The following is a 21,011-nucleotide window of genomic DNA, read 5'->3' on the forward strand; positions in this document are numbered from 1 at the left end:
TCCCATCGGAAAGCCACAGACTAGCGCCGGCATTAGACAGGCGGCTAGCAATGCAGGAAAAAAAGAGACTCTATTACTTTTGTTAACAAGAATTACTTGCAATAATGCGCCCCACTTTTGTTCTCGGCCTTTCGAGGCCTGGAAGAACATCACCCGTTTATTCTCTCAGGTCCGGCCAGCATGACACGCAATCAATTCTCCGCTTCGCCAACCAAACGACCTCGCGCCTGGAGCGCGGTGGCCGCCTTGCTCCTCAGCCTGATGCTGGCACCGTTTGCCGCTTACGCTGACGCCCAGGCGCCGGCTACTCCAGCTGCCGCCGCCGCTGCTCCTGCCGATCACGCCGCCCCGGCCGCGGCACCTGCCGCCACCGACCCGGCACAGGCTGCGGACACCCTTGGCGAAAACGTTCCTGAAGTCCTCGAAGCCGACAACACGCTGGGCATGGCCCATGACCTGTCGCCGTGGGGCATGTACAAGAATGCCGACATCATCGTGAAAATCGTGATGATCGGCCTGGCCATCGCCTCGATCATCACCTGGACCATCTGGATCGCCAAGGGTCTTGAGTTGATGGGCGCCAAGCGCCGTCTGCGCGGTGAAATCGCCCAGCTGAAAAAATCCGCCTCCCTCAGGGAAGCCAGCGCCACTGCGGCGAAGGAAGGCACCCTGGCCAACCTGTTGGTCCATGACGCTCTCGAAGAGATGCGCCTGTCGGTCAACAGCCGTGAGAAAGAAGGCATCAAGGAGCGCGTCAGCTTCCGTCTCGAGCGCCTGGTCGCGGCCTGCGGTCGCAACATGAGCAGCGGCACCGGCGTACTGGCGACCATCGGTTCCACCGCGCCGTTCGTCGGCCTGTTCGGTACCGTGTGGGGCATCATGAACAGCTTCATCGGCATCGCCAAAACCCAGACCACCAACCTCGCCGTCGTGGCTCCCGGCATCGCCGAAGCCCTGCTGGCGACCGCGCTGGGCCTGGTCGCGGCGATTCCTGCGGTGGTGATCTACAACGTCTTCGCCCGCTCCATCGCCGGTTACAAGGCGCAGGTGTCCGACGCATCGGCCCAGGTCCTGCTGCTGGTCAGCCGCGACCTCGATCACCAGCCTGAGCGCAGCTCGCAACCGCACATGGTGAAAGTGGGGTAATCAGCCATGGGCCTGCATTTGAAAGAAGGGACAGACGACGATCTGTCCGAAAACCACGAAATCAACGTCACGCCGTTCATCGACGTGATGCTGGTGCTGCTGATCATCTTCATGGTGGCGGCCCCGCTGGCCACTGTGGACATCAAGGTCGACCTGCCCGCCTCCACCGCCAAACCGGCGCCGCGGCCAGAGAAACCGGTGTTCCTCAGCGTCAAGGCTGACCAGCGCCTGTTCCTCGGCGAAGACGAAGTGAAGGCCGAAGCACTCGGCGCCACGCTCGACGCCAGGACCCAGGGCAAGAAAGACACGACGATCTTCTTCCAGGCCGACAAAGGCGTGGATTACGGCGACCTGATGAGCGTGATGGATAACCTGCGTTCGGCGGGTTACCTGAAGGTCGGCCTGGTCGGTCTCGAGTCGGCAGTCAAGAAATGATCACGACGCGCCATAAGCTGACGCGTTACAGCGGTAGCCTGGCCGTGGTGCTGGGTGTTCACGCGCTGGCCATTGCGCTGGCGCTGAACTGGTCCGCCCGTCCGCCCATCGAATTGCCCCCTCAGGCAATGCTGGTCGAACTGGCACCGGTTCCCGCCCCGCCACCGCCTGCTCCGCCGAAGGTCGTCACCCCTCCACAGCCACCGGCTCCGGTTGAAGAACTGCCGATCCCCAAGCTCGCTGAAGCGCCGAAAGCTGAAATTGCCGTGCCCAAGCCCGTCAAGCCAAAGCCGAAGCCGCAGCCGCCCAAGCCGGTAGAGAAGAAACCCGAACCGCCGAAGGAAAAACCGGCCGAAGAAAAACCGGCCGAAACGCAACAGACCCAGGCGCCAATGGAGAAATCCGCCCAGCCTGCCCCGGGTCCGTCGCCGGCTCAACTGGCGGCCAAGGCCAGCTGGCAAGGCACGCTGCTGGCGCACTTGCAGAAATACAAAAAGTACCCGGCCAGTGCACAGGCGCGGGGCAAGGAAGGGATGAACCGCCTGCGTTTCGTCGTGGATGCCGAAGGCAATGTGTTGTCGTTTGAGCTGGTAGGCGCCTCGGGCACTGCCGATCTGGACCGGGCCACCCTGGAAATGATCCGCCGCGCTCAACCGCTGCCCAAGCCACCGGCCGACATGCTGACCAATGGCTCCATCGAAATCGTTGCACCGTTTGTGTATTCGCTGGAAAAACGCCGGCGGTAAAGCACCGCCGCCTCCCCTGTAGGAGCGAGCTCGCTCGCGATGGTCGTCAACGACAACGCGGCGAGCCTGACACCCCACTGCGGTCTCAGGTTTTTCGCGAGCAAGCTCGCTCCTACGTCTGATAACGTGCGTCTATCGATTGCAGCCGGTATGCTTGGCCCGCAACTTCATGGACGCTTGCTATGACCCTCACAGAATTACGCTACATCGTTACCCTCGCCCAAGAGCAGCATTTTGGCCACGCGGCCGAGCGCTGCCACGTCAGCCAGCCGACCCTTTCGGTGGGCGTGAAAAAGCTTGAAGACGAACTCGGTGTGCTGATTTTCGAGCGCAGCAAAAGCGCCGTGCGCCTGACGCCGGTCGGCGAAGGCATCGTGGCCCAGGCCCAAAAGGTACTGGAACAAGCCCAAGGCATCCGCGAACTCGCCCAGGCCGGCAAGAACCAGCTGACCGCCCCGCTGAAAGTCGGCGCGATCTATACCGTCGGACCATACCTGTTCCCGCACCTGATTCCGCAGCTGCACCGGGTCGCCCCGCAGATGCCGCTGTACATCGAAGAAAACTTCACCCACGTGCTGCGCGACAAACTGCGCAACGGCGAGCTCGATGCGATCATCATCGCCCTGCCGTTCAGCGAAGCCGACGTGCTGACCCTGCAACTCTACGACGAGCCGTTCTACGTGCTGATGCCGGCCCAGCACCCGTGGACGCAAAAGGAATCCATCGACGCCAGCCTGCTCAACGACAAGAGCCTGCTGCTGCTCGGCGAAGGTCACTGCTTCCGCGACCAGGTGCTGGAAGCCTGCCCGACCCTGACCAAAGGCAACGACGGCGCCAAGCACACCACGGTGGAATCCAGCTCCCTGGAAACCATTCGCCACATGGTCGCGTCCGGCCTGGGTATTTCAATACTGCCGTTGTCCGCGGTCGACAGCCATCACTACGCCCCTGGCGTGATCGAAGTGCGTCCGTTGTCGGCGCCCGTACCGTTCCGCACCGTGGCTATCGCCTGGCGCGCCAGCTTCCCGCGCCCGAAAGCGATTGAAATCCTCGCCGACTCCATTCGCCTGTGCTCGGTGGCCAAGCCAGCAGCGCAAGCCGCTGTGGGCTAAGCAACGGTCATGAGCGAGTTGTCGCAAGTGTCGGTGACGGTACTCAAGGGTGTCGGTGAAGCCATGGCCGAGAAACTGGCCAAGGTCGGCCTGGAAAACCTCCAGGACGTACTGTTCCACCTGCCCCTGCGTTACCAGGATCGCACCCGCGTGGTCCCGATCGGCGCGTTGCGGCCCGGTCAGGATGCGGTCATCGAAGGCACCGTCAGCGGCGCTGATGTGGTCATGGGGCGGCGGCGCAGCCTCGTGGTTCGCTTGCAGGATGGTACCGGGGGCTTGAGCCTGCGCTTCTACCACTTCAGCAACGCACAGAAAGAAGGCCTTAAACGCGGCACGCGGATTCGCTGTTACGGCGAGGCGCGGCCCGGTGCTTCGGGGCTGGAGATCTACCACCCGGAATACCGCGCCATCAACGGCGACGAGCCGCCGCCCGTGGATGAAACCCTGACCCCGGTGTACCCGCTCACCGAAGGCCTGACCCAACAGCGCTTGCGTCAGTTGTGCATGCAGACCCTCGCCCTGCTTGGCCCCAGCAGCCTGCCCGACTGGCTGCCGAACGAACTGGCCCGGGACTACCAACTGGCGCCGCTGGCCGATGCGATTCGCTACCTGCACAACCCGCCCGCCGATGCCGACGTCGATGAACTGGCCCTCGGTCACCACTGGGCACAACACCGCCTGGCCTTCGAAGAACTGCTGACTCATCAACTGTCGCAACAGCGCCTGCGCGAAAGCATGCGCGCCCTGCGTGCGCCAGCGATGCCCAAGGCAACGAGGCTGCCAGCCAAGTATCTGGCCAACCTCGGCTTCAACCCGACCGGCGCCCAGCAACGGGTCGGCAACGAAATCGCATACGACCTCAGCCAGCACGAACCGATGCTGCGACTGATCCAGGGTGACGTCGGCGCCGGCAAAACCGTGGTTGCCGCACTCGCCGCGCTGCAAGCGCTGGAGGCAGGGCATCAGGTGGCCCTGATGGCGCCCACCGAGATTCTCGCCGAGCAGCACTTCATCACCTTCAAGCGCTGGCTCGAACCGCTGGGCATCGAAGTCGCGTGGCTCGCCGGCAAGCTCAAGGGCAAGAACCGCACGGCCGCGCTGGAGCAAATCGCCAACGGTACGCCGATGGTGGTCGGCACTCACGCGCTGTTCCAGGATGAAGTGCAATTCCAGAACCTGGCGCTGGTGATCATCGACGAACAGCACCGCTTCGGCGTGCAGCAGCGTCTGGCCTTGCGGCAGAAGGGTGTCGGCGGACGCATGTGCCCGCACCAGTTGATCATGACCGCGACGCCGATTCCGCGCACGCTGGCCATGAGCGCCTACGCCGATCTCGACACCTCGATCCTCGACGAATTGCCCCCCGGCCGAACGCCGGTGAACACTGTGCTGATCACCGACACCCGGCGGGTCGAAGTCATCGAGCGGGTACGCAGCGCTTGCGCCGAAGGTCGTCAGGCCTATTGGGTTTGCACCTTGATCGAAGAGTCGGAAGAGTTGACCTGCCAGGCCGCCGAAACCACCTTCGAGGACCTCACCGCCGCCCTCGGCGAGTTGAAGGTCGGGCTGATCCACGGCCGCATGAAGCCTGCGGAAAAAGCCGCGGTGATGGCCGAATTCAAGGCTGGCAACCTGCAACTGCTGGTCGCGACCACAGTGATCGAAGTGGGCGTCGACGTGCCCAACGCCAGCCTGATGATCATCGAGAACCCCGAGCGCCTGGGCCTGGCGCAACTGCACCAGCTACGCGGCCGCGTTGGCCGGGGCAGCGCGGTCAGCCATTGCGTGCTGCTCTACCATCCGCCGCTGTCGCAGATCGGTCGTCAACGGCTGGGTATCATGCGCGAAACTAACGACGGCTTTGTCATCGCCGAAAAAGACCTCGAACTGCGCGGCCCTGGTGAAATGCTCGGCACGCGCCAGACTGGCCTGCTTCAATTCAAGGTCGCCGACCTGATGCGTGACGCCGACTTGCTGCCCGCCGTTCGGGATGCCGCCCAGGCATTGCTCGAGCGCTGGCCGACCCACGTCAGCCCGCTACTCGATCGATGGCTGCGTCATGGCCAACAATACGGCCAGGTGTGACAACCTTCACGGTTTCTGAGGCGTGGCCCCAGGCAAGCTGGTTATACTCCTGCAATTGTTTTAGTACGGATACAGACCATGACCGAAGTTGCCTTCGCACCCGACACCCCGCACGCTCCGTCGGTTATTCGGCTGATGCTGGGCAAACTGGGCATTGCCTACGAAGAAGTGCTGGACCATCACGGCCTGAATGCCGCGCGCAAAGTGCAGGCCGTTCTGCTGGATGACAGCGTCGGCGCGTTGATGGTGCTGTTTCCACAGAGCCAATTGCTGGATCTCAATCGCCTCACCGAACTCACCGGTCGCCGCCTCACCGCCGTCCCCACCGAACGCCTGACAAAAATGCTCGGCAAGCACAACCTCAGCTTGCTGCCGGGTCTGCCGGCGCTCACCAGCTCACCGTGCCTGTACGACGAAAGCCTGCTGCGCGAGCCGATGTTGCTGATCAACTCCGGCGAGCCGGGCGTGCTGCTGGAAATCTCCAGCGAAGACTTCAAGACGACCATGCTGGCCAAGGCCAGCGCCGCCAACTTCGGCGAAAACCTGACCAGCATCCGTCCCAACCTCGACCGCCCCGATGACGACCGCGAGGAAATCACCCAGGCCGTCCAGGCGTTCACCGCGCGGCGCATCCAGCAACGTCTGGAAGAGACCATCGAGATTCCGCCGCTGGCCGAAACCGCACAAAAAATCATCAAACTGCGTGTCGACCCCAACGCCACCATCGACGACATCACCGGCGTGGTCGAAACCGACCCGGCGCTGGCCGCACAAGTGGTGAGCTGGGCGGCATCGCCGTACTACGCTTCGCCGGGCAAGATCCGCTCGGTGGAGGACGCCATCGTGCGCGTGCTGGGCTTCGACCTGGTGATCAACCTGGCGCTGGGCCTGGCCCTGGGTAAAACCCTAAGCCTGCCCAAGGACCACCCGCAACACTCCACGCCGTACTGGCAGCAATCGATCTACACCGCCGCCGTCATCGAAGGCCTGACCCGCGCCATGCCGCGCACCCAGCGCCCGGAAGCCGGCCTGACCTACCTGGCCGGCCTGCTGCACAACTTCGGTTATCTGCTGCTGGCACACGTGTTCCCGCCGCACTTCTCGCTGATCTGCCGCCACCTGGAGGTCAATCCGCATCTGTGCCACAGCTTCGTGGAACAACACCTGCTGGGCATCAGCCGCGAACAGATCGGCTCGTGGCTGATGCGCTACTGGGACATGCCCGAAGAGCTGGCCACCGCCCTGCGCTTCCAGCACGACCCGGCCTACGACGGCGCCTATGCCGAATACCCGAACCTGGTCTGCCTGTCGGTGCGCCTGCTGCGCAACCGTGGCATCGGCTCCGGTCCCGACGAGGACATCCCCGACGCCCTGCTTGAGCGCCTGGGCCTGAGCCGCGAAAAAGCCAACGACGTCGTCAGCAAAGTGCTTGAGGCTGAAGTATTGCTGCGTGAACTGGCTTCGCAGTTCAGCCAGGGCTGAATAGCATCGTCGGAACGCCGCCCGGGGCAAGCCCGCTCCCACAAGGATCACCTAAATCCTGTGGGAGCGGGCTTGCCCGCGATGAATACACCTCGGTCTAACTGAAAGACCTCAAGCCTTAGGCGTGGCCTTCTTCGGCTTCAAATACTTCGTCAGACCCTGGAACCAGATCACCAGCGCCGGGTTGCCCTTGATCTGAATCGACTTGTCCTGAATCCCCGTCATGAACGCCAGCTGCTTGTTCTTCGCCTGCATCGTGGCAAAGCCGTACGCAGCGTCTTTAAAGGCAATGGCAAACGCAGGCTCGGCATGCACACCCGATTGACTGGTGATGCGCTGGTCCTTCACGCGGAAATGCCGCGCCACTTTCCCGTCCAGGGTCTGCAGCTGAAACACCAGGTCCTTGTCACCCAACTGCTGCTGAAACGCCGGATTGGTCCGACTGGCCTTACCCATCAACAAACCCAGCATCCACAGTAGAAAACGAAATTTCATGCGCAAGCCTCAGAAGGAAAATGAACGGCTGGGGCAGTTTAACGGCTTCGAACGAGAACGCCACTGTTGCGTAGTGTTAGAAGAAGATGGGATATTTTTTGACGCAGATGACTACCAAGTCATGGTCTCAAGCTGACTCCATCACTATCTGAAAACCCATTGCTCTACTCTTGAGGAATTCGGAGCTCACTGATACTGATACTGATACTGATAGTAAATTTGCATCGGGCATCAACAACGCTTTCAATGCCCATACTCAGAAAAAAATGGCCTGAGATGGCGAAATATTGCCCATCTCAGAATCCAAAAGTAGCTACATCAATGAGCCTGCTTCGTAGCACTAGCCCGATTCTTTCCCTTTTGCCAAATCCAATATCTTTTTTAAGTCTTCAACGTTGAGTTTTTCGAGCAACTGATACACAGGAGGTTTCTCCGTGTGATTGCCATCAAGTGTTTTGGAAGCATTGAAGGAAATAGCCTCTATTGCTTTTCCAATTAGCTCTTTTTGCAGGCCATCTGCATCTATTTGAAGTTGTTGTAGCTGTTTTTTGTAGCTTTCGTACGAGGAAGCAAATGCCTCTTTATGGGCGTATTCCTGTTGCAATCTCTCATATTGGCTGCGACGAGTTGCTGAAAAAATTGCAACCCAAACCACAGGGAGGACAATCGGAACCCGCGTTAGGAGCGTTCGGACCATTTCCTCCCAACCATTCGACTTTACGAATTCAATGTGGAATGGCCAAAGGGTGAAACTCTCCATCACCAGTATCAGCCCGCCGAGCAACAAAGCCAGCATAGAGACGTAAAAGGCCTGGGTGTATCTAGTGATCGGGGATGTAAAATAGTCCTTAAGTGCCTTATAGGATGAAGCCAATCCCGCGCTCGTGGCGCCAGGCAATAATGACTCGATGCTTTCGAACAATGCTTGTTGACGCGTCTTTTGCTCTTCTTCGTGCCGTCCAAGCTGCTCAAGTCGAACGTCGAGCTCGTGCTTCAATCCTCCTTCTTGTATCTCGTCGTCATCAGCCAGCGGCGGCCCAAAAATTCGAATGTAAAAGGTATCTAGTTCCTTGTGTCTGGAAGTGGCTGAATCCAGTACGTCAGTGAGGGTATCGTGAATCTGGTGAATATCCTTTTCATAACCTGTGACCTTCACGGATATTGATTCAGGTCCTTCAAGGAGCTTTTGACACAAAACCTCAACCATGTCATGGCTCGTTTCCACATTAGAAACCATTTCCTTTAGGTACTTCTCAGCAGGTTGGTTTCCGTCAATACCGTCGAACAAGTACTGGTCGAACTGCTTTACACGCAGTTCAATAGCTTCAATTTCTTTCTTTTGGCTGATAGCGTCATTAACCGCAGTCGTGAGGGTCGACTGAACGCTTAAAGCTCTCTCCTGAAATGCCGCCACGTAATCCGAAACTTGATCGGAAAATGCCCGCATTGCTGCCCCATAAGCTTCCAAAGCCTGTTCAGGAGGGACCATATATGGGCGTACGTACGTCAAAATGTTATCGGCGTGCTCATTAGCTTGAACAAGGTGGCTCACGTTCCGATTCGCAGCGTAGGCTCGAACCTGTTGTAAACATGCCTCAGCTTGACTATGACAACTTCCCCAAACTGATTTAGGGGTGAGTTCCGCATCCGCATTGACGATTATGCGATCAACGAAGGCGAGCACCTTTTTCAGCCTCGCTAGCTCCTCCACTGTTGTCGTTACTGTTTGGTCATCAACATCAAGCGGTTCAACATTTTCTAACAACGTTGACCACGTGCTCTTTAACGGATGCTGACTGTATTCTTGAATCCATCTTGTCATTTTAGTCTCCTTCCCCTTCGACTAAATATTACACAGTGGCTTGAAGTACACACGAAAAGCTTCTGGGTACAAGACAGCATTTTTTTGCAGCTAAGTCGGGAGGTTTATTTCGAACGAGGCTTCGTACCTAATCCCCTCAGCTTTCTCGGACTTTTCCTTCGAAATGTCGAGCCATCCATGAACTAGGCACCCTCCACATCCGCAGCTAACCTCTGCCAGCCACCGCAAAAAACGGTGACACGGACGTGCAAGTCCGGTACATATCGCCGCGCAACTGCCTCGCAAACCATTGAGCATAAAAATGCTCCTGGGATCGCTATATGGCGGCTGTGCGTGGGAGGTCCCTTTGGGGTCTGCCGGGGTCCGATATGCCCGGTCTTGCACACCTGCGTACGGCTGCCACCAACATTCGAATGCAAGCGAAACGGTGTCAGTCCCTTACCTACACATATCGGGATACACCAATGATTAAGCCAACACCTAATCCGCCAGAAGATCCGGCCACATCCCCCTACGAATCCTTCGATTCCAAAAAACTCCACGAAGCCGCCGAACGCGCCCTCGATCACTATCTCGCCCCACCAAAACAAACACCAACGAAACGCCACGGCCAACTCTTCAGCGTCTGCCCCGACATCCACACCGAAGCCCTCCTGGCCAACGCCTCCGAAGACCTGCTCTCCATCAGCGCCATCGCCGCCGACCTCGCCGACGATGTCGAAGGCTCCCGTCGCTCCGTAGCCTTGGCACTCAGTCGCATGGCCGATGGAGTGCATTTGCTGGTCGAGCGAGCGCTGGATTATCTGGATGAACCGGAAATGGCGGCAATTCTCGCCAAGCAACAAAGCGGGCCCGGCTGATTCGCCACCCACAAAAAATGGGCACCCAACCCTGGTTGGCGTGCCCATTTTTATTCCGCTCCCCGCTACGCGGGTTAGGGAAAGGATTACGGATTAACGCTATCTTTCAACGATTTCCCAGGCTTGAAAGCAACGGTGTTGCTGGCCTTGATTTTGACGGGTTCACCGGTTTGCGGGTTTTTGCCGGTGCGGGCACCGCGATGGCGTTGCAGGAAGGTGCCGAAGCCCACGAGCGTCACGCTGTCTTTGCGGTGCAGGGCACCGGTGATTTCTTCAAGAACGGCGTTGAGAACGCGGTTGGCTTGTTCTTTGGTGAGGTCTGCTTTTTCAGCAATGGCTGCAGCGAGTTCTGGTTTACGCATATGAGTGAAGCCCCTTTGACGGTTTGTTGTTGTTATGTCCGTGCTGCTCTCTGCGGAGCAGCGCCCAAAGCGCCGCAGATGCTCTACTCTGCGGCAGACGGGAGTGAGGATGGCACGCAGTGAGGCCCCGCGCCAGTATCGGCGCGGCCTTTGTTAGGGCAAAAGGGGGGTGATTCCGACAGAACGACCGGTATTTATGCCAGCAGGGCGGGAAGCTCTTTGTTCAGGGCCAGTTTTTCCATCACGGCGGCACCGGTGAGGGCATAACCGAGCAGTTTGCCCGCGGCATCGCGGCACAGAACCTTGATGTCGGCGCCCTGCCCTTCGACGGTCCAGACGCCTTCGGCGCCCCGTGGCGGCGGGGAAACCACCAATGGGCACACCGGCGTTTTGACGGTGATCGGCATCGGACCATAGGTGACCGCGGTCGGGTTGCCCGCCAGGGTTTGCGCCAACGCTCGCGCACAGCTCATCAGGGGCATGACGTACAGCAGATTCAACCCGTCGACTTCGGCGCAGTCGCCCAAGGCGTAGATGTTGGCGTGGGAGGTTTTCAGGTGCCGGTCGACCATGACGCCGCGGTTGACCTGCAGGCCGGCCGCCGCCGCCAGATCAACCCGTGGGCGCAGGCCAATGGCCGAAACCACCACGTCGCAGGGGATCACCTGGCCATCGGAGAGGTGCGCTTCCAGGCCATCCGCCACGCGCTGCAGGCGGTTGAGCACCGGCCCCAGGTGGAAGCGTGCGCCGAGGCTTTCCAGGCCAGCCTGCACCGCTGCCGCAGCCGCCGGGTGCAACAGGGTCGGCATGACTTGTTCGCACGGCGCAACCAGCTGCACTTCGTAGCCGCCCAGGGTCAGGTCGTTGGCGAACTCGCAGCCAATCAGGCCGGCGCCGAGCAGCAGCACACGGCGCTTGCCTGCGGCCGCCGCACGGAAGCGTGCGTAGTCTTCCAGGTCGTTGATGGGGAATACGCAATCCGCCGCGTCGCCTTCAATCGGCACACGCACGGTTTCGGCACCCCAGGCCAGTATCAGGTCGCGGTAGATCACCGCTTCTTCACCGATCCACAGGCGTTTGTGGCCCGGGTCGATGCCGCTGATACGCGTGTGGGTACGTATTTCGGCCTTGAGTTGCTCGGCCATGGCGCCGGGTTCGGCCATGCTCAGGCCGTCGGCATCCTTGTTCTTGCCGAAACCGGTGGAGAGCATCGGCTTGGAGTAGGAGCGCCCGTCATCGGCGGTAATCAGCAGCAGCGGGGTTTCGCTGTCGAGTTTGCGAAACTCGCGGGCGACGTTGTAGCCAGCCAGGCCGGTTCCCACGATGACTACAGGTGCGTTCATTCCTTACTCCTCAATTGTTCAGGCAGCGATTTCGATCATTTCAAAATCCATTTTGCCCACACCGCAGTCCGGGCACAGCCAGTCTGCTGGCACGTCTTCCCAACGGGTGCCCGGCGCAATGCCGTCATCCGGCCAACCGTCGGCTTCGTTGTAGATCAGGCCGCAGACGATACATTGCCACTTTTTCATCAGGTACTTCCTCAGGGTTCAGGCGTTTTGCTGGCCAGACGGTCGATGGTTGTAGCACTGCCGTCCAGCTCAGCGCGTTTTGTACTGATCGGGACCGTCAGATGCAAGCCTGTTCGGCGCAACGGTGGGCCATTTCGATCAATGTCGGTGGCTGACATGTTAAGCTCGCCGCCTCATTTGCTGCCAATAATGACTCATTGTGCATCACACAGAATCCCCCGGCATGGCCCCGCTCTGGCTCTCTCAAGACCAACTGACGCCCCTCCCCGACACGTCTGTCCTCGACTGGTTGTTCGATAATGGCTCGCTGACCAGGCGCCTCATTCACCTGACGAATGATGCCTTCAGCGTCACGCCGCTGTTCGAAGGCTGGCAGCCCTTGCGCGCCGACGAATGTGCAGCGCTGGACCTGGCCGAAGGCAGTGAAGGCTGGGTTCGCGAGGTGTATTTGCGCGGTCATGGAGAAGCCCTGGTGTTTGCCCGCAGCGTCGCGGCCCGCAGCGCGTTGCAGGGTGACGGCTTGCACATGGACGAATTGGGCAGCCGCTCGCTGGGTGAACTGCTGTTTTGTGACCAGGCCTTTGCGCGCCGGGCCATCGAGGTTTGTCATTACCCTCAAGCGTGGCTGCCGAGCGAGGTGCGGGCACCCGAGTTATGGGGCCGCCGCTCACGCTTTGACCGCGGCGCATTGAGCGTACTGGTGGCCGAAATCTTCCTGCCGAGCCTGTGGAACGCCGCCCGCGCCCAACCGGAGAACCGTTGATGTACCAGAGCCTGCTCAAGTCATTGAACCGCTTGAACCCTCGGGCCTGGGACTTCATTCAGCTGACCCGCATGGACAAGCCGATCGGCATTTACCTGCTGCTGTGGCCGACGCTGTGGGCGCTGTGGATTGCCGGCAAGGGTTCGCCGTCCCTGGCCAATATCGTGATCTTCGTCCTTGGCGTGGTGCTGACCCGCGCCGGCGGCTGCGTGATCAACGACTGGGCGGACCGCAAGGTCGACGGGCATGTGAAGCGTACCGAGCAGCGGCCACTGGTCAGCGGCAGAATCAGCTCCAAAGAAGCGCTGGTGTTCTTCGCATTGTTGATGGGCGTGAGTTTCCTGCTGGTGCTGTGTACCAACGCCGCAACGGTCTGGCTGTCGTTGGGCGGTTTGGCGCTGGCGTTCAGTTATCCCTTCATGAAGCGCTATACCTATTACCCGCAAGTGGTGCTGGGTGCCGCGTTTTCGTGGGGGATGCCAATGGCGTTCACCGCAGAAACCGGTGAACTGCCGGCTGTCGCCTGGCTACTGTGGATCGCCAACCTGATGTGGACCGTTGGTTACGACACGTACTACGCGATGACTGACCGCGATGACGACCTGAAGATCGGCGTGAAATCCACGGCAATCCTGTTTGGCGAGGCCGACCGCGTGATCATCCTGACCCTGCAAGGGTTGGCGCTGGGTTGCCTGTTGCTGGCGGGGTCGAAATTCGAGTTGGGGATGTGGTTCCACCTTGGTTTGCTGGTGGCCGCCGGCTGTTTTGCCTGGGAGTTCTGGTACACCCGCGACAGGGACCGCATGCGCTGCTTCAAGGCGTTTTTGCACAATCACTGGGCGGGGTTGGCGATTTTCGTCGGGATTGTTTTGGATTACGCAATGCGTTGAAGATTTGAAAGGATCACGGCCTTCGCCAGCTACTGCAGAGCAACGAAGGTCGCGATCCCCTGCGACAAGGCAACAGCCGTTACATATGCTCGTGAACGACGTGCCAGACTTTGCCCTTCATGTCGCCCGTCTTGTCTCCGGGTTTCTTGTCGTCGTCGTAGTAGTACAGTGGCTTGCCATCGAAGGCCCATTGCATCGAGCCATCGTCACGCGGGACGACTGTCCATTTACCTTCAGCCTTGGCACCCGCTTCAGCCTTGAGCGGCGGCCAGTGTTTTGCACACTCACCGGTGCACACCGACTTGCCGCCAGTGTCCTTGTCGAACGTGTACAAGGTCATGCCCTTATGGTCGGTCATCATGCCGCCTGTCATCATGCCTGGCTCAGCCGCGAAGGCCATGACCGGCAAGGAACACGCAGCCGCCAACAGCAGGGCTTTAAAGGAATACGAGTATTGCTTCATGGAAACCTTCCTCTTGTGGTTGTCAGGATCCGGACTTTCAGCTTAGCCCAGGATCCAGCCAATCGCCGGCCGACTAAAATACTGTCACACGACTGCAATAATTCCGTTATCTAATGCGGCGCAAGACAGTTAAATGACAAGAGGATTAAGGGCATGGTTGGCAGGAGCATTCTGATCGTCGACGACGAAGCGCCTATTCGCGAAATGATCGCCGTTGCATTGGAAATGGCCGGCTATGACTGCCTGGAGGCGGAAAACTCCCAGCAGGCCCACGCCATTATCGTCGACCGCAAACCGGACCTGATCCTGCTCGACTGGATGCTGCCCGGCACGTCCGGTATCGAGCTGGCCCGTCGTCTCAAGCGTGATGAGCTGACCGGGGACATCCCGATCATCATGCTCACCGCCAAGGGCGAAGAGGACAACAAGATCCAGGGCCTGGAAGTCGGCGCTGACGACTACATCACCAAACCGTTTTCCCCCCGTGAGCTGGTTGCGCGCCTGAAGGCCGTGCTGCGTCGTGCCGGTCCTACCGATGGCGAAGCACCGATCGAAGTCGGCGGCCTGCTGCTGGACCCGATCAGCCACCGCGTGACCATCGACGGCCGTCCTGCCGAGATGGGCCCGACCGAATACCGCCTGCTGCAATTCTTCATGACCCACCAGGAGCGCGCCTACACTCGCGGCCAGTTGCTGGATCAGGTCTGGGGCGGCAACGTCTATGTCGAAGAGCGTACCGTCGACGTGCACATTCGACGCCTGCGCAAAGCGCTCGGCGATGCTTATGAAAATCTGGTACAAACCGTGCGCGGCACCGGTTACCGCTTTTCTACCAAAGCCTGACCCGGACCTTTACCGCCCGACAAGCTGACAAGGACGCGCGTCAAGTGAACCAAAACTGGCATGGCACCCTGATTCGCCACATGCTGCTGCTGGTCACCGCCTGCCTGGTGATCGGCCTGATCACCGGCTATTACGGCTGGAGCCTTGCTGCTGGCCTGGGTCTTTACCTGGCCTGGACCCTCAAGCAGTTGCTGCGATTGCACGAGTGGCTGCGCCTGCACAAACCCGATGAAGCACCACCCGACGGCTACGGCCTGTGGGGCGAGGTGTTCGACAGCATCTACCACTTGCAACGCCGCGACCAACGGGTACGCGGACGCCTGCAAGCGGTGATCGACCGGGTTCAGGAATCCACCGCCGCGCTGAAAGACGCAGTGATCATGCTCGACACCGACGGCAACCTGGAATGGTGGAACCGCGCCGCCGAAACCCTGTTGGGCCTCAAGACACCACAGGACAGCGGCCAACCGGTGACCAACCTGGTGCGTCATCCGCGTTTCAAGGAATATTTCGAGCAAGAGAGCTACTCCGAACCGCTGGAAATCCCTTCGCCGACCAACGACCGTGTACGCATCCAGCTGTACATCACCCGTTATGGCAACAACGAGCACCTGATGCTGGTGCGCGATGTGACGCGCATCCATCAGCTGGAACAGATGCGCAAAGACTTCATCGCCAACGTTTCCCATGAACTGCGCACACCGTTGACGGTGATCTGCGGCTATCTGGAAACCTTGCTCGATAACGTCGACGAGGTAAATCCGCGCTGGGGCCGTGCCTTGCAGCAGATGCAGCAACAAGGCGGACGCATGCAGACCTTGCTCAACGACCTGTTGCTGCTGGCCAAGCTGGAAGCCACCGATTACCCGTCGGACAACCAGCCAGTGCCGATCGACGGCCTGTTGCAATCGATCAAGAGCGATGCGCAGCAGCTGTCCGGGCAGAAAAACCAGAAAATCACCCTGGAAGCCGACCCGACGATTCTGCTCAAGGGCAGCGAGGCGGAGTTGCGTAGCGCGTTTTCCAACCTGGTGTTCAACGCGGTGAAATACACCCCGGCCGAAGGCAACATCCGCATTCGCTGGTGGGGTGATGACCAGGGGGCGCACCTGAGCGTGCAGGACTCCGGGATCGGCATCGATGCCAAACACCTGCCGCGCCTGACCGAACGCTTCTATCGCGTCGACTCCAGCCGCAATTCCAACACCGGTGGCACTGGGCTTGGACTGGCGATCGTCAAACACGTTTTGTTACGACATCGGGCCCGAATGGAAATCAGCAGCGTACCAGGCCACGGCAGTGCCTTTACCTGTCACTTTGCCCCGGCCCAGGTCACCAAATCACGGGTTATCAGCACCGCCGACTGATACCCACTAGGCAATCACTCAGTCAGCCGCTACATTGGCTGACTTGTGCCTGCCTTTTCAGGCGCGATTTTTTCTTCCCTTTCGAATACACGGAACCCGCAAAACTCCATCATGGACCCTTCCCCTGGTTTGACCCTCGCTACAATTTTCGCCGACTTCGGCATGATTCTTTTTGCTCTGATCCTGGTATTGCTCAACGGATTCTTCGTTGCGGCAGAATTTGCCATGGTCAAGCTGCGCTCGACCCGGGTCGAAGCCATCGCTGAACAGCACGGCTGGCGCGGGCACATCCTGCGCACCGTGCACAGTCAGCTCGATGCTTACCTGTCGGCGTGCCAATTGGGTATCACCCTCGCCTCTCTCGGTCTGGGCTGGGTCGGTGAACCGGCGTTCGCCCACCTGCTGGGGCCTGTACTGAGTGCCGTGGGCGTAGATTCCGCTGAAGTGGTCAAGGCGGTTTCCTTCTTCACGGCGTTCTTCATCATTTCGTACCTGCACATCGTGGTCGGCGAGCTGGCCCCGAAATCCTGGGCCATCCGCAAACCCGAGTTGCTGTCGCTATGGACGGCGGTGCCGCTGTACCTGTTCTACTGGGCCATGTACCCGGCCATCTACCTGCTCAACGCCAGCGCCAACCAGATCCTGCGCATCGCCGGGCAAGGTGAACCCGGCCCGCACCACGAGCACCATTACAGCCGTGAAGAACTGAAACTGATCCTGCACTCCAGCCGTGGCCAGGACCCGAGCGACCAAGGCATGCGCGTACTGGCCTCGGCGGTGGAAATGGGCGAACTGGAAGTGGTCGACTGGGCCAACTCCCGGGAGGACCTGGTCACGCTTGAGTTCAACGCACCGCTCAAGGAAATCCTGGCATTGTTCCGCCGCCACAAGTTCAGCCGCTATCCGGTGTACGACAGCGAACGCCAGGAGTTCGTCGGCCTGCTGCACATCAAGGATCTGCTGCTGGAACTGGCGGCACTGGACCACATTCCCGAGTCGTTCAACCTGGCCGAGCTGACCCGTCCGCTGGAACGCGTGTCGCGGCACATGCCGCTGTCGCAGTTGCTGGAGCAGTTCCGCAAGGGCGGCTCGCACTTCGCCGTGGTTGAAGAGGCCGATGGCAACATCATCGGCTACCTGACCATGGAAGACGTGCTGGAAGTGCTGGTGGGCGACATCCAGGACGAACACCGCAAGGCCGAGCGCGGGATCCTCGCGTATCAGCCGGGCAAGCTGCTGGTGCGGGGCGATACGCCGCTGTTCAAGGTTGAAAGGCTGCTGGGTATCGACCTCGACCACGTCGAAGCCGAAACCCTTGCCGGGCTGGTCTATGAAAGCCTGAAGCGAGTTCCGGAAGAGGAGGAAGTGCTGGAAGTCGAAGGCCTGAGGATCATCATCAAGAAGATGAAAGGGCCGAAGATCGTTCTGGCCAAGGTGTTGATGCTCGATTGATGGACTGATCCAGATTCGAGCCAATCCCTTCGCGAGCAGGCTCGCTCCCACAGGTACTGCGCACGTCCTTGTGGGAGCGAGCCTGCTCGCGAAGGCGTCAAAACAGGCAACACATCACTGCTTGCCCAACGCAAAGTTGGGCAGCGCGCTTACCGGCTGGTTGAACTGGTACGGAATCGACACCAGCCCCAGCCCGGTATTGCGCTGGACCACGAAGTGCAAATGCGGCCCGGTGCTGTTGCCGGTGTTGCCGGACAATGCCAATGCACTGCCTACCTTTACCCGCTGACCTTCCCGAACGCAGACCGAACCTTTCTTCAGGTGCAGGTAAACACCCATGGTCCCGTCATCGTGCAGCACCCGCACGAAATTGCCGGAGGCATCGGTGCCGCGACCGCTCTGGCGATTTTCGGTTTTCACCACCACGCCATCTCGAGCTGCAATGATCGGCGTGCCTTCGGGCATCGCAATGTCTATGGCGTATCGACTCTTGGGTCCGAAGTGGCTGTAGGGCCCGTTGGCCCCCTGACTGATCCGGAACGGCCCGCCACGCCAGGGCAACGGGTACCGATAGCCCACCGTGGGTCCTGAAGGGTCGCCCAGGGAGTACTTGAACTGTGGAACGTAGGCGAGTGGCCGTCCAGCGTTGGTTGCCTTGAGTTGTGCCAGGCGAACGCTGGAGCGTAGCGGGATCACTCGCCGAATCGTTCGCACCGGTGCCCCGCTGGCATTCTTCACCCCGGTGAAACTCAATTCGACCTCTACCGGCGCATACAGGTCATTGCGCACGTACACGCTGTCCACGCCGTTCTTCTTCATGATGACGAGGCGCACCTGACGCTCGAGGTGCTCGACCATGCCATCGCGAAAAACGAACACATGTGCGCCTTTGCTGGGGCGGTCGCTGTAGGAAACCACGCCATAGGCGTCTTTGGACTTGTAGATGGTCATGGCCACGGCCGAGGTGGCGACCATGAACAGGCCACATAAAAACAGCAGGCGCGTGAACATGGGCAAGAATTCTGTTGAGGGAGATTTGGGCTTGAGCCTAGCAGCTGCAATGGACCCGAGTAGTCGACAGATGTTTCAGAATGGGTGTTCAGTAGATGTACGGTAACAGTCACGGCCCCTTCGCGAGCAAGCCCGCTGCCACAGGTCTGGCTAGAACCTGTGGGAGCGAGCCTGCTCGCGAAGACGGACTGACAGGCGACGCTGTATCAAGCGCCAGGAATGAAGTGCTTCTGCGCCGTACCGCGCGCAATCAGGCGGGAGATGTAATCGAGTTTCTGCGCATCCTGATCGACAAAGCGGAAGGTCAGTTGGAGCCAGTCGCTATCTGGCTTCGGTTCGTGGGCCACGACGGCATGCAGATAGCCATTGAGACGGGCGATTTCGGCACTGTCGCCCTGCTCCAGGTCCAGCACGGCGCTGTCGAGGATCTGCGGCAGGCTCTCGGTGCGCTTGACCACCAACAGGGCTTCCTTGAGGCTCAAGGCCTTGATCACGCATTGCGCAATGCCGTTCGGCAATCGCAGTTGACCCTGGCCACGGCCACTGGTGGGTGCCGAGGAGGCCACAGGCGCCTTGACCGGCGGACTGTTGAGCAAGCCTTTGGACGGTGCAGGTGCCGGCGCCGCTGTTGGCGTGGCGACCGGGGTTTTGCCAGCGGTCAAGGCGGCGAGGGAGTCGTTAGCGAAGGCAGGGCTGGTTTTGGTCGCGGCTACGTTGACCAAGGCGTCGAGCTTGCCGACCTTGTGCAACGCCTGCTTGACCTTGGTGATCAATTGCTCGTTGGTGAACGGCTTGCTGACGTAACCGGATACCCCGGCCTGGATCGCCTGGACGACGTTCTCCTTGTCGCCTCGGCTGGTCACCATCACGAAGGGCATGGCTTTGAGGTTGTCTTGCTCGCGGCACCAGGTCAGCAGTTCCAGACCGGACATTTCCGGCATTTCCCAGTCGCACAGGACTAGGTCGAATGCTTCCTTGGCCAACATGGCCTGGGCCTTCCTGCCGTTGATCGCGTCTTCGATCCGCATGCCCGGAAAGTAATTGCGCAGGCACTTTTTCACCAGATCACGAATGAACGACGCGTCGTCCACGACCAACACACTGACCTTACTCATCCACCACCCCTTTAAAAATCCTGGCCAGCATACCGCCTTGCTGATGGCACTTTGCCAAAAACCTTCAGTCACGCCGGACTTTTCGTTCGCGGGTGCTGCTTTTCGAATGCGTGTGCCACAAACAAAAACGCCCGGCCAACAGGCCGGGCGCTTTACTTGGGCAACCTTACTTATCGTCAGTTTTGCCCGGAACATTAGCGGTTTCGCCACTGGTTCCTTCAACTTCTTCCTTCATGCGCTTGAGGCCCAGGTGCCGCACGTCGGTGCCGCGTACCAGGTAGATCACCAGCTCAGAGATATTGCGCGCGTGGTCGCCGATACGTTCCAGCGAACGCAGCACCCAGATAATGCTCAGAACCCGCGAGATAGAGCGCGGATCTTCCATCATGTAGGTCGCCAGCTCACGCAGGGCGGTCTTGTATTCGCGGTCGATGATCTTGTCGTACTGCGCCACCGACAAGGCCAGCTCGGCGTCGAAGCGGGCAAAGGCATCCAGTGCGTCGCGGACCATGTTGCGCACCTGGTCACCGATGTGGCGCACTTCGACATAACCGCGAGGCGCTTCGCCTTCTTCGCACAACTGGATGGCGCGACGGGCGATCTTGGTCGCTTCGTCACCGATGCGCTCCAGGTCGATCACCGATTTGGAAATGCTGATGATCAGGCGCAAGTCGGACGCCGCTGGCTGACGCCGGGCCAGAATGCGCAGGCATTCCTCGTCGATGTTGCGTTCCATCTGATTGATCTGGTCATCGATCTCGCGCACCTGCTGGGCCAGGCCGGAGTCGGCCTCGATCAGCGCGGTCACCGCGTCGTTGACCTGCTTCTCGACCAGCCCGCCCATGGCCAGGAGGTGACTGCGCACTTCCTCAAGCTCGGCGTTGAACTGCTGGGAGATGTGGTGTGTAAGGCCTTCCTTAGAAATCATGTTGTCTGCTCCGCAAAAGCTGTGAGCTGCAAGCTACAAGCTGCAAGCTGATGTGTGTCGTACCCGGACTGTTCTTGTTTGCCGCTTGAAGCTTGGCGCATG

Annotated in this window: 21 protein-coding genes; 12 read left to right on the plus strand and 9 right to left on the minus strand. The window is 59.8% G+C overall.

The window, feature by feature from the left end; translation table 11 throughout:
• Window positions 1-180 precede the first annotated feature (180 nt).
• The 6 genes from exbB (at window position 181) to ACEN8E_RS29005 (ending at window position 7,006) form a co-directional block, all read left to right on the plus strand.
• Window positions 181-1,146: a tonB-system energizer ExbB gene (gene exbB, locus ACEN8E_RS28980; protein ID WP_495590777.1), complete on the plus strand. Its 966-nt coding sequence runs from the start codon at window positions 181-183 to the stop codon at window positions 1,144-1,146.
• Window positions 1,147-1,152: 6 nt separating this feature from the next.
• Window positions 1,153-1,581, plus strand: a complete 429-nt coding sequence (exbD, locus tag ACEN8E_RS28985) for a TonB system transport protein ExbD (protein WP_495590778.1) — start codon at window positions 1,153-1,155, stop codon at window positions 1,579-1,581.
• Window positions 1,578-2,327: an energy transducer TonB family protein gene (locus ACEN8E_RS28990; protein ID WP_495590779.1), complete on the plus strand. Its 750-nt coding sequence runs from the start codon at window positions 1,578-1,580 to the stop codon at window positions 2,325-2,327. The genes exbD and ACEN8E_RS28990 overlap by 4 nt, the downstream gene beginning before the upstream one ends.
• Before the next feature lie 182 nt (window positions 2,328-2,509).
• On the plus strand, window positions 2,510-3,439 hold the full coding sequence (locus ACEN8E_RS28995; RefSeq protein WP_111283035.1) for a hydrogen peroxide-inducible genes activator: 930 nt from the start codon (window positions 2,510-2,512) through the stop codon (window positions 3,437-3,439).
• A gap of 9 nt (window positions 3,440-3,448) precedes the next feature.
• Complete coding sequence (gene recG, locus ACEN8E_RS29000) at window positions 3,449-5,524, plus strand: ATP-dependent DNA helicase RecG (protein ID WP_495590780.1); 2,076 nt, start codon at window positions 3,449-3,451, stop codon at window positions 5,522-5,524.
• 78 nt (window positions 5,525-5,602) lie between these two features.
• Entirely contained in the window at window positions 5,603-7,006 is a 1,404-nt protein-coding gene (locus ACEN8E_RS29005; protein WP_495590781.1) for an aminoacyl-tRNA deacylase and HDOD domain-containing protein, read from the plus strand.
• Window positions 7,007-7,117: 111 nt separating this feature from the next.
• Here the strand turns inward: ACEN8E_RS29005 and ACEN8E_RS29010 are convergent, their stop codons facing one another.
• Window positions 7,118-7,501, minus strand: coding sequence for a helicase (locus tag ACEN8E_RS29010; RefSeq protein ID WP_495590782.1), 384 nt, complete (start codon window positions 7,499-7,501; stop codon window positions 7,118-7,120).
• A 340-nt stretch (window positions 7,502-7,841) separates the two neighbouring features.
• Window positions 7,842-9,323, minus strand: coding sequence for a hypothetical protein (locus ACEN8E_RS29015; protein WP_495590783.1), 1,482 nt, complete (start codon window positions 9,321-9,323; stop codon window positions 7,842-7,844).
• 464 nt (window positions 9,324-9,787) lie between these two features.
• Between ACEN8E_RS29015 and ACEN8E_RS29020 the strand changes: the two genes are divergently transcribed.
• On the plus strand, window positions 9,788-10,183 hold the full coding sequence (locus ACEN8E_RS29020; protein WP_495590784.1) for a DUF6124 family protein: 396 nt from the start codon (window positions 9,788-9,790) through the stop codon (window positions 10,181-10,183).
• An 86-nt stretch (window positions 10,184-10,269) separates the two neighbouring features.
• Here ACEN8E_RS29020 and ACEN8E_RS29025 read toward each other — a convergent pair whose 3' ends face one another.
• The 3 genes from ACEN8E_RS29025 to ACEN8E_RS29035 form a co-directional block, all read right to left on the minus strand.
• On the minus strand, window positions 10,270-10,545 hold the full coding sequence (locus tag ACEN8E_RS29025) for an HU family DNA-binding protein (protein WP_003213368.1): 276 nt from the start codon (window positions 10,543-10,545) through the stop codon (window positions 10,270-10,272).
• A gap of 194 nt (window positions 10,546-10,739) precedes the next feature.
• Window positions 10,740-11,888 carry an NAD(P)/FAD-dependent oxidoreductase gene (locus ACEN8E_RS29030; protein ID WP_429367572.1) on the minus strand — a complete coding sequence of 383 codons (1,149 nt, stop codon included), beginning with the start codon at window positions 11,886-11,888 and terminating at the stop codon, window positions 10,740-10,742.
• An 18-nt stretch (window positions 11,889-11,906) separates the two neighbouring features.
• Window positions 11,907-12,077 carry a rubredoxin gene (locus ACEN8E_RS29035; protein ID WP_007995385.1) on the minus strand — a complete coding sequence of 57 codons (171 nt, stop codon included), beginning with the start codon at window positions 12,075-12,077 and terminating at the stop codon, window positions 11,907-11,909.
• Between the two features lie 223 nt (window positions 12,078-12,300).
• Between ACEN8E_RS29035 and ACEN8E_RS29040 the strand changes: the two genes are divergently transcribed.
• Both ACEN8E_RS29040 and ubiA read left to right on the plus strand, forming a co-directional pair.
• The gene (locus ACEN8E_RS29040) at window positions 12,301-12,840 is read left to right on the plus strand and encodes a chorismate--pyruvate lyase family protein (protein WP_495590785.1); all 540 of its coding nucleotides are present in this window, start codon (window positions 12,301-12,303) and stop codon (window positions 12,838-12,840) included.
• On the plus strand, window positions 12,840-13,730 hold the full coding sequence (gene ubiA, locus ACEN8E_RS29045; RefSeq protein WP_495590786.1) for a 4-hydroxybenzoate octaprenyltransferase: 891 nt from the start codon (window positions 12,840-12,842) through the stop codon (window positions 13,728-13,730). Before ACEN8E_RS29040 ends, ubiA begins: the two co-directional genes overlap by 1 nt.
• Before the next feature lie 79 nt (window positions 13,731-13,809).
• Here ubiA and ACEN8E_RS29050 read toward each other — a convergent pair whose 3' ends face one another.
• Window positions 13,810-14,193 (minus strand): COG4315 family predicted lipoprotein, encoded by a 384-nt coding sequence (locus ACEN8E_RS29050; protein ID WP_495590787.1) that lies wholly within the window; start codon window positions 14,191-14,193, stop codon window positions 13,810-13,812.
• A 153-nt stretch (window positions 14,194-14,346) separates the two neighbouring features.
• Here ACEN8E_RS29050 and phoB point away from each other — a divergent pair, with 153 nt between their 5' ends.
• From phoB to ACEN8E_RS29065, 3 genes are all read left to right on the plus strand, one after another.
• Window positions 14,347-15,036: a phosphate regulon transcriptional regulator PhoB gene (gene phoB / locus ACEN8E_RS29055; protein WP_003229608.1), complete on the plus strand. Its 690-nt coding sequence runs from the start codon at window positions 14,347-14,349 to the stop codon at window positions 15,034-15,036.
• An 80-nt stretch (window positions 15,037-15,116) separates the two neighbouring features.
• Window positions 15,117-16,403, plus strand: coding sequence for a phosphate regulon sensor histidine kinase PhoR (gene phoR / locus ACEN8E_RS29060; protein WP_495593407.1), 1,287 nt, complete (start codon window positions 15,117-15,119; stop codon window positions 16,401-16,403).
• Window positions 16,404-16,514: 111 nt separating this feature from the next.
• Window positions 16,515-17,855, plus strand: coding sequence for a hemolysin family protein (locus ACEN8E_RS29065; protein WP_495590788.1), 1,341 nt, complete (start codon window positions 16,515-16,517; stop codon window positions 17,853-17,855).
• A 114-nt stretch (window positions 17,856-17,969) separates the two neighbouring features.
• On the opposite strand, the gene ACEN8E_RS29070 is transcribed toward ACEN8E_RS29065, so the two are convergent.
• From ACEN8E_RS29070 to phoU, 3 genes are all read right to left on the minus strand, one after another.
• Window positions 17,970-18,866, minus strand: a complete 897-nt coding sequence (locus tag ACEN8E_RS29070) for a peptidoglycan DD-metalloendopeptidase family protein (protein WP_495590789.1) — start codon at window positions 18,864-18,866, stop codon at window positions 17,970-17,972.
• Window positions 18,867-19,072: 206 nt separating this feature from the next.
• The gene (locus ACEN8E_RS29075; protein WP_495590790.1) at window positions 19,073-19,981 is read right to left on the minus strand and encodes a response regulator; all 909 of its coding nucleotides are present in this window, start codon (window positions 19,979-19,981) and stop codon (window positions 19,073-19,075) included.
• A gap of 166 nt (window positions 19,982-20,147) precedes the next feature.
• Window positions 20,148-20,909 (minus strand): phosphate signaling complex protein PhoU, encoded by a 762-nt coding sequence (phoU, locus tag ACEN8E_RS29080; RefSeq protein WP_007992846.1) that lies wholly within the window; start codon window positions 20,907-20,909, stop codon window positions 20,148-20,150.
• Between the last annotated feature and the right edge of the window lie 102 nt (window positions 20,910-21,011).

The sequence above is a fragment of the Pseudomonas sp. Pseusp9 genome (genome assembly GCF_059491265.1).

What these genes read in the sequence shown, in the direction of transcription:
- exbB (WP_495590777.1), top strand. Translation starts at nt 181, where the DNA reads ATGACACGCAATCAATTCTCCGCTTCGCCAACCAAACGACCTCGCGCC.
- exbD (WP_495590778.1), top strand. Translation starts at nt 1,153, where the DNA reads ATGGGCCTGCATTTGAAAGAAGGGACAGACGACGATCTGTCCGAAAAC.
- ACEN8E_RS28990 (WP_495590779.1), top strand. Translation starts at nt 1,578, where the DNA reads ATGATCACGACGCGCCATAAGCTGACGCGTTACAGCGGTAGCCTGGCC.
- ACEN8E_RS28995 (WP_111283035.1), top strand. Translation starts at nt 2,510, where the DNA reads ATGACCCTCACAGAATTACGCTACATCGTTACCCTCGCCCAAGAGCAG.
- recG (WP_495590780.1), top strand. Translation starts at nt 3,449, where the DNA reads ATGAGCGAGTTGTCGCAAGTGTCGGTGACGGTACTCAAGGGTGTCGGT.
- ACEN8E_RS29005 (WP_495590781.1), top strand. Translation starts at nt 5,603, where the DNA reads ATGACCGAAGTTGCCTTCGCACCCGACACCCCGCACGCTCCGTCGGTT.
- ACEN8E_RS29010 (WP_495590782.1), bottom strand. Translation starts at nt 7,501, where the DNA reads ATGAAATTTCGTTTTCTACTGTGGATGCTGGGTTTGTTGATGGGTAAG.
- ACEN8E_RS29015 (WP_495590783.1), bottom strand. Translation starts at nt 9,323, where the DNA reads ATGACAAGATGGATTCAAGAATACAGTCAGCATCCGTTAAAGAGCACG.
- ACEN8E_RS29020 (WP_495590784.1), top strand. Translation starts at nt 9,788, where the DNA reads ATGATTAAGCCAACACCTAATCCGCCAGAAGATCCGGCCACATCCCCC.
- ACEN8E_RS29025 (WP_003213368.1), bottom strand. Translation starts at nt 10,545, where the DNA reads ATGCGTAAACCAGAACTCGCTGCAGCCATTGCTGAAAAAGCAGACCTC.
- ACEN8E_RS29030 (WP_429367572.1), bottom strand. Translation starts at nt 11,888, where the DNA reads ATGAACGCACCTGTAGTCATCGTGGGAACCGGCCTGGCTGGCTACAAC.
- ACEN8E_RS29035 (WP_007995385.1), bottom strand. Translation starts at nt 12,077, where the DNA reads ATGAAAAAGTGGCAATGTATCGTCTGCGGCCTGATCTACAACGAAGCC.
- ACEN8E_RS29040 (WP_495590785.1), top strand. Translation starts at nt 12,301, where the DNA reads ATGGCCCCGCTCTGGCTCTCTCAAGACCAACTGACGCCCCTCCCCGAC.
- ubiA (WP_495590786.1), top strand. Translation starts at nt 12,840, where the DNA reads ATGTACCAGAGCCTGCTCAAGTCATTGAACCGCTTGAACCCTCGGGCC.
- ACEN8E_RS29050 (WP_495590787.1), bottom strand. Translation starts at nt 14,193, where the DNA reads ATGAAGCAATACTCGTATTCCTTTAAAGCCCTGCTGTTGGCGGCTGCG.
- phoB (WP_003229608.1), top strand. Translation starts at nt 14,347, where the DNA reads ATGGTTGGCAGGAGCATTCTGATCGTCGACGACGAAGCGCCTATTCGC.
- phoR (WP_495593407.1), top strand. Translation starts at nt 15,117, where the DNA reads ATGCTGCTGCTGGTCACCGCCTGCCTGGTGATCGGCCTGATCACCGGC.
- ACEN8E_RS29065 (WP_495590788.1), top strand. Translation starts at nt 16,515, where the DNA reads ATGGACCCTTCCCCTGGTTTGACCCTCGCTACAATTTTCGCCGACTTC.
- ACEN8E_RS29070 (WP_495590789.1), bottom strand. Translation starts at nt 18,866, where the DNA reads ATGTTCACGCGCCTGCTGTTTTTATGTGGCCTGTTCATGGTCGCCACC.
- ACEN8E_RS29075 (WP_495590790.1), bottom strand. Translation starts at nt 19,981, where the DNA reads ATGAGTAAGGTCAGTGTGTTGGTCGTGGACGACGCGTCGTTCATTCGT.
- phoU (WP_007992846.1), bottom strand. Translation starts at nt 20,909, where the DNA reads ATGATTTCTAAGGAAGGCCTTACACACCACATCTCCCAGCAGTTCAAC.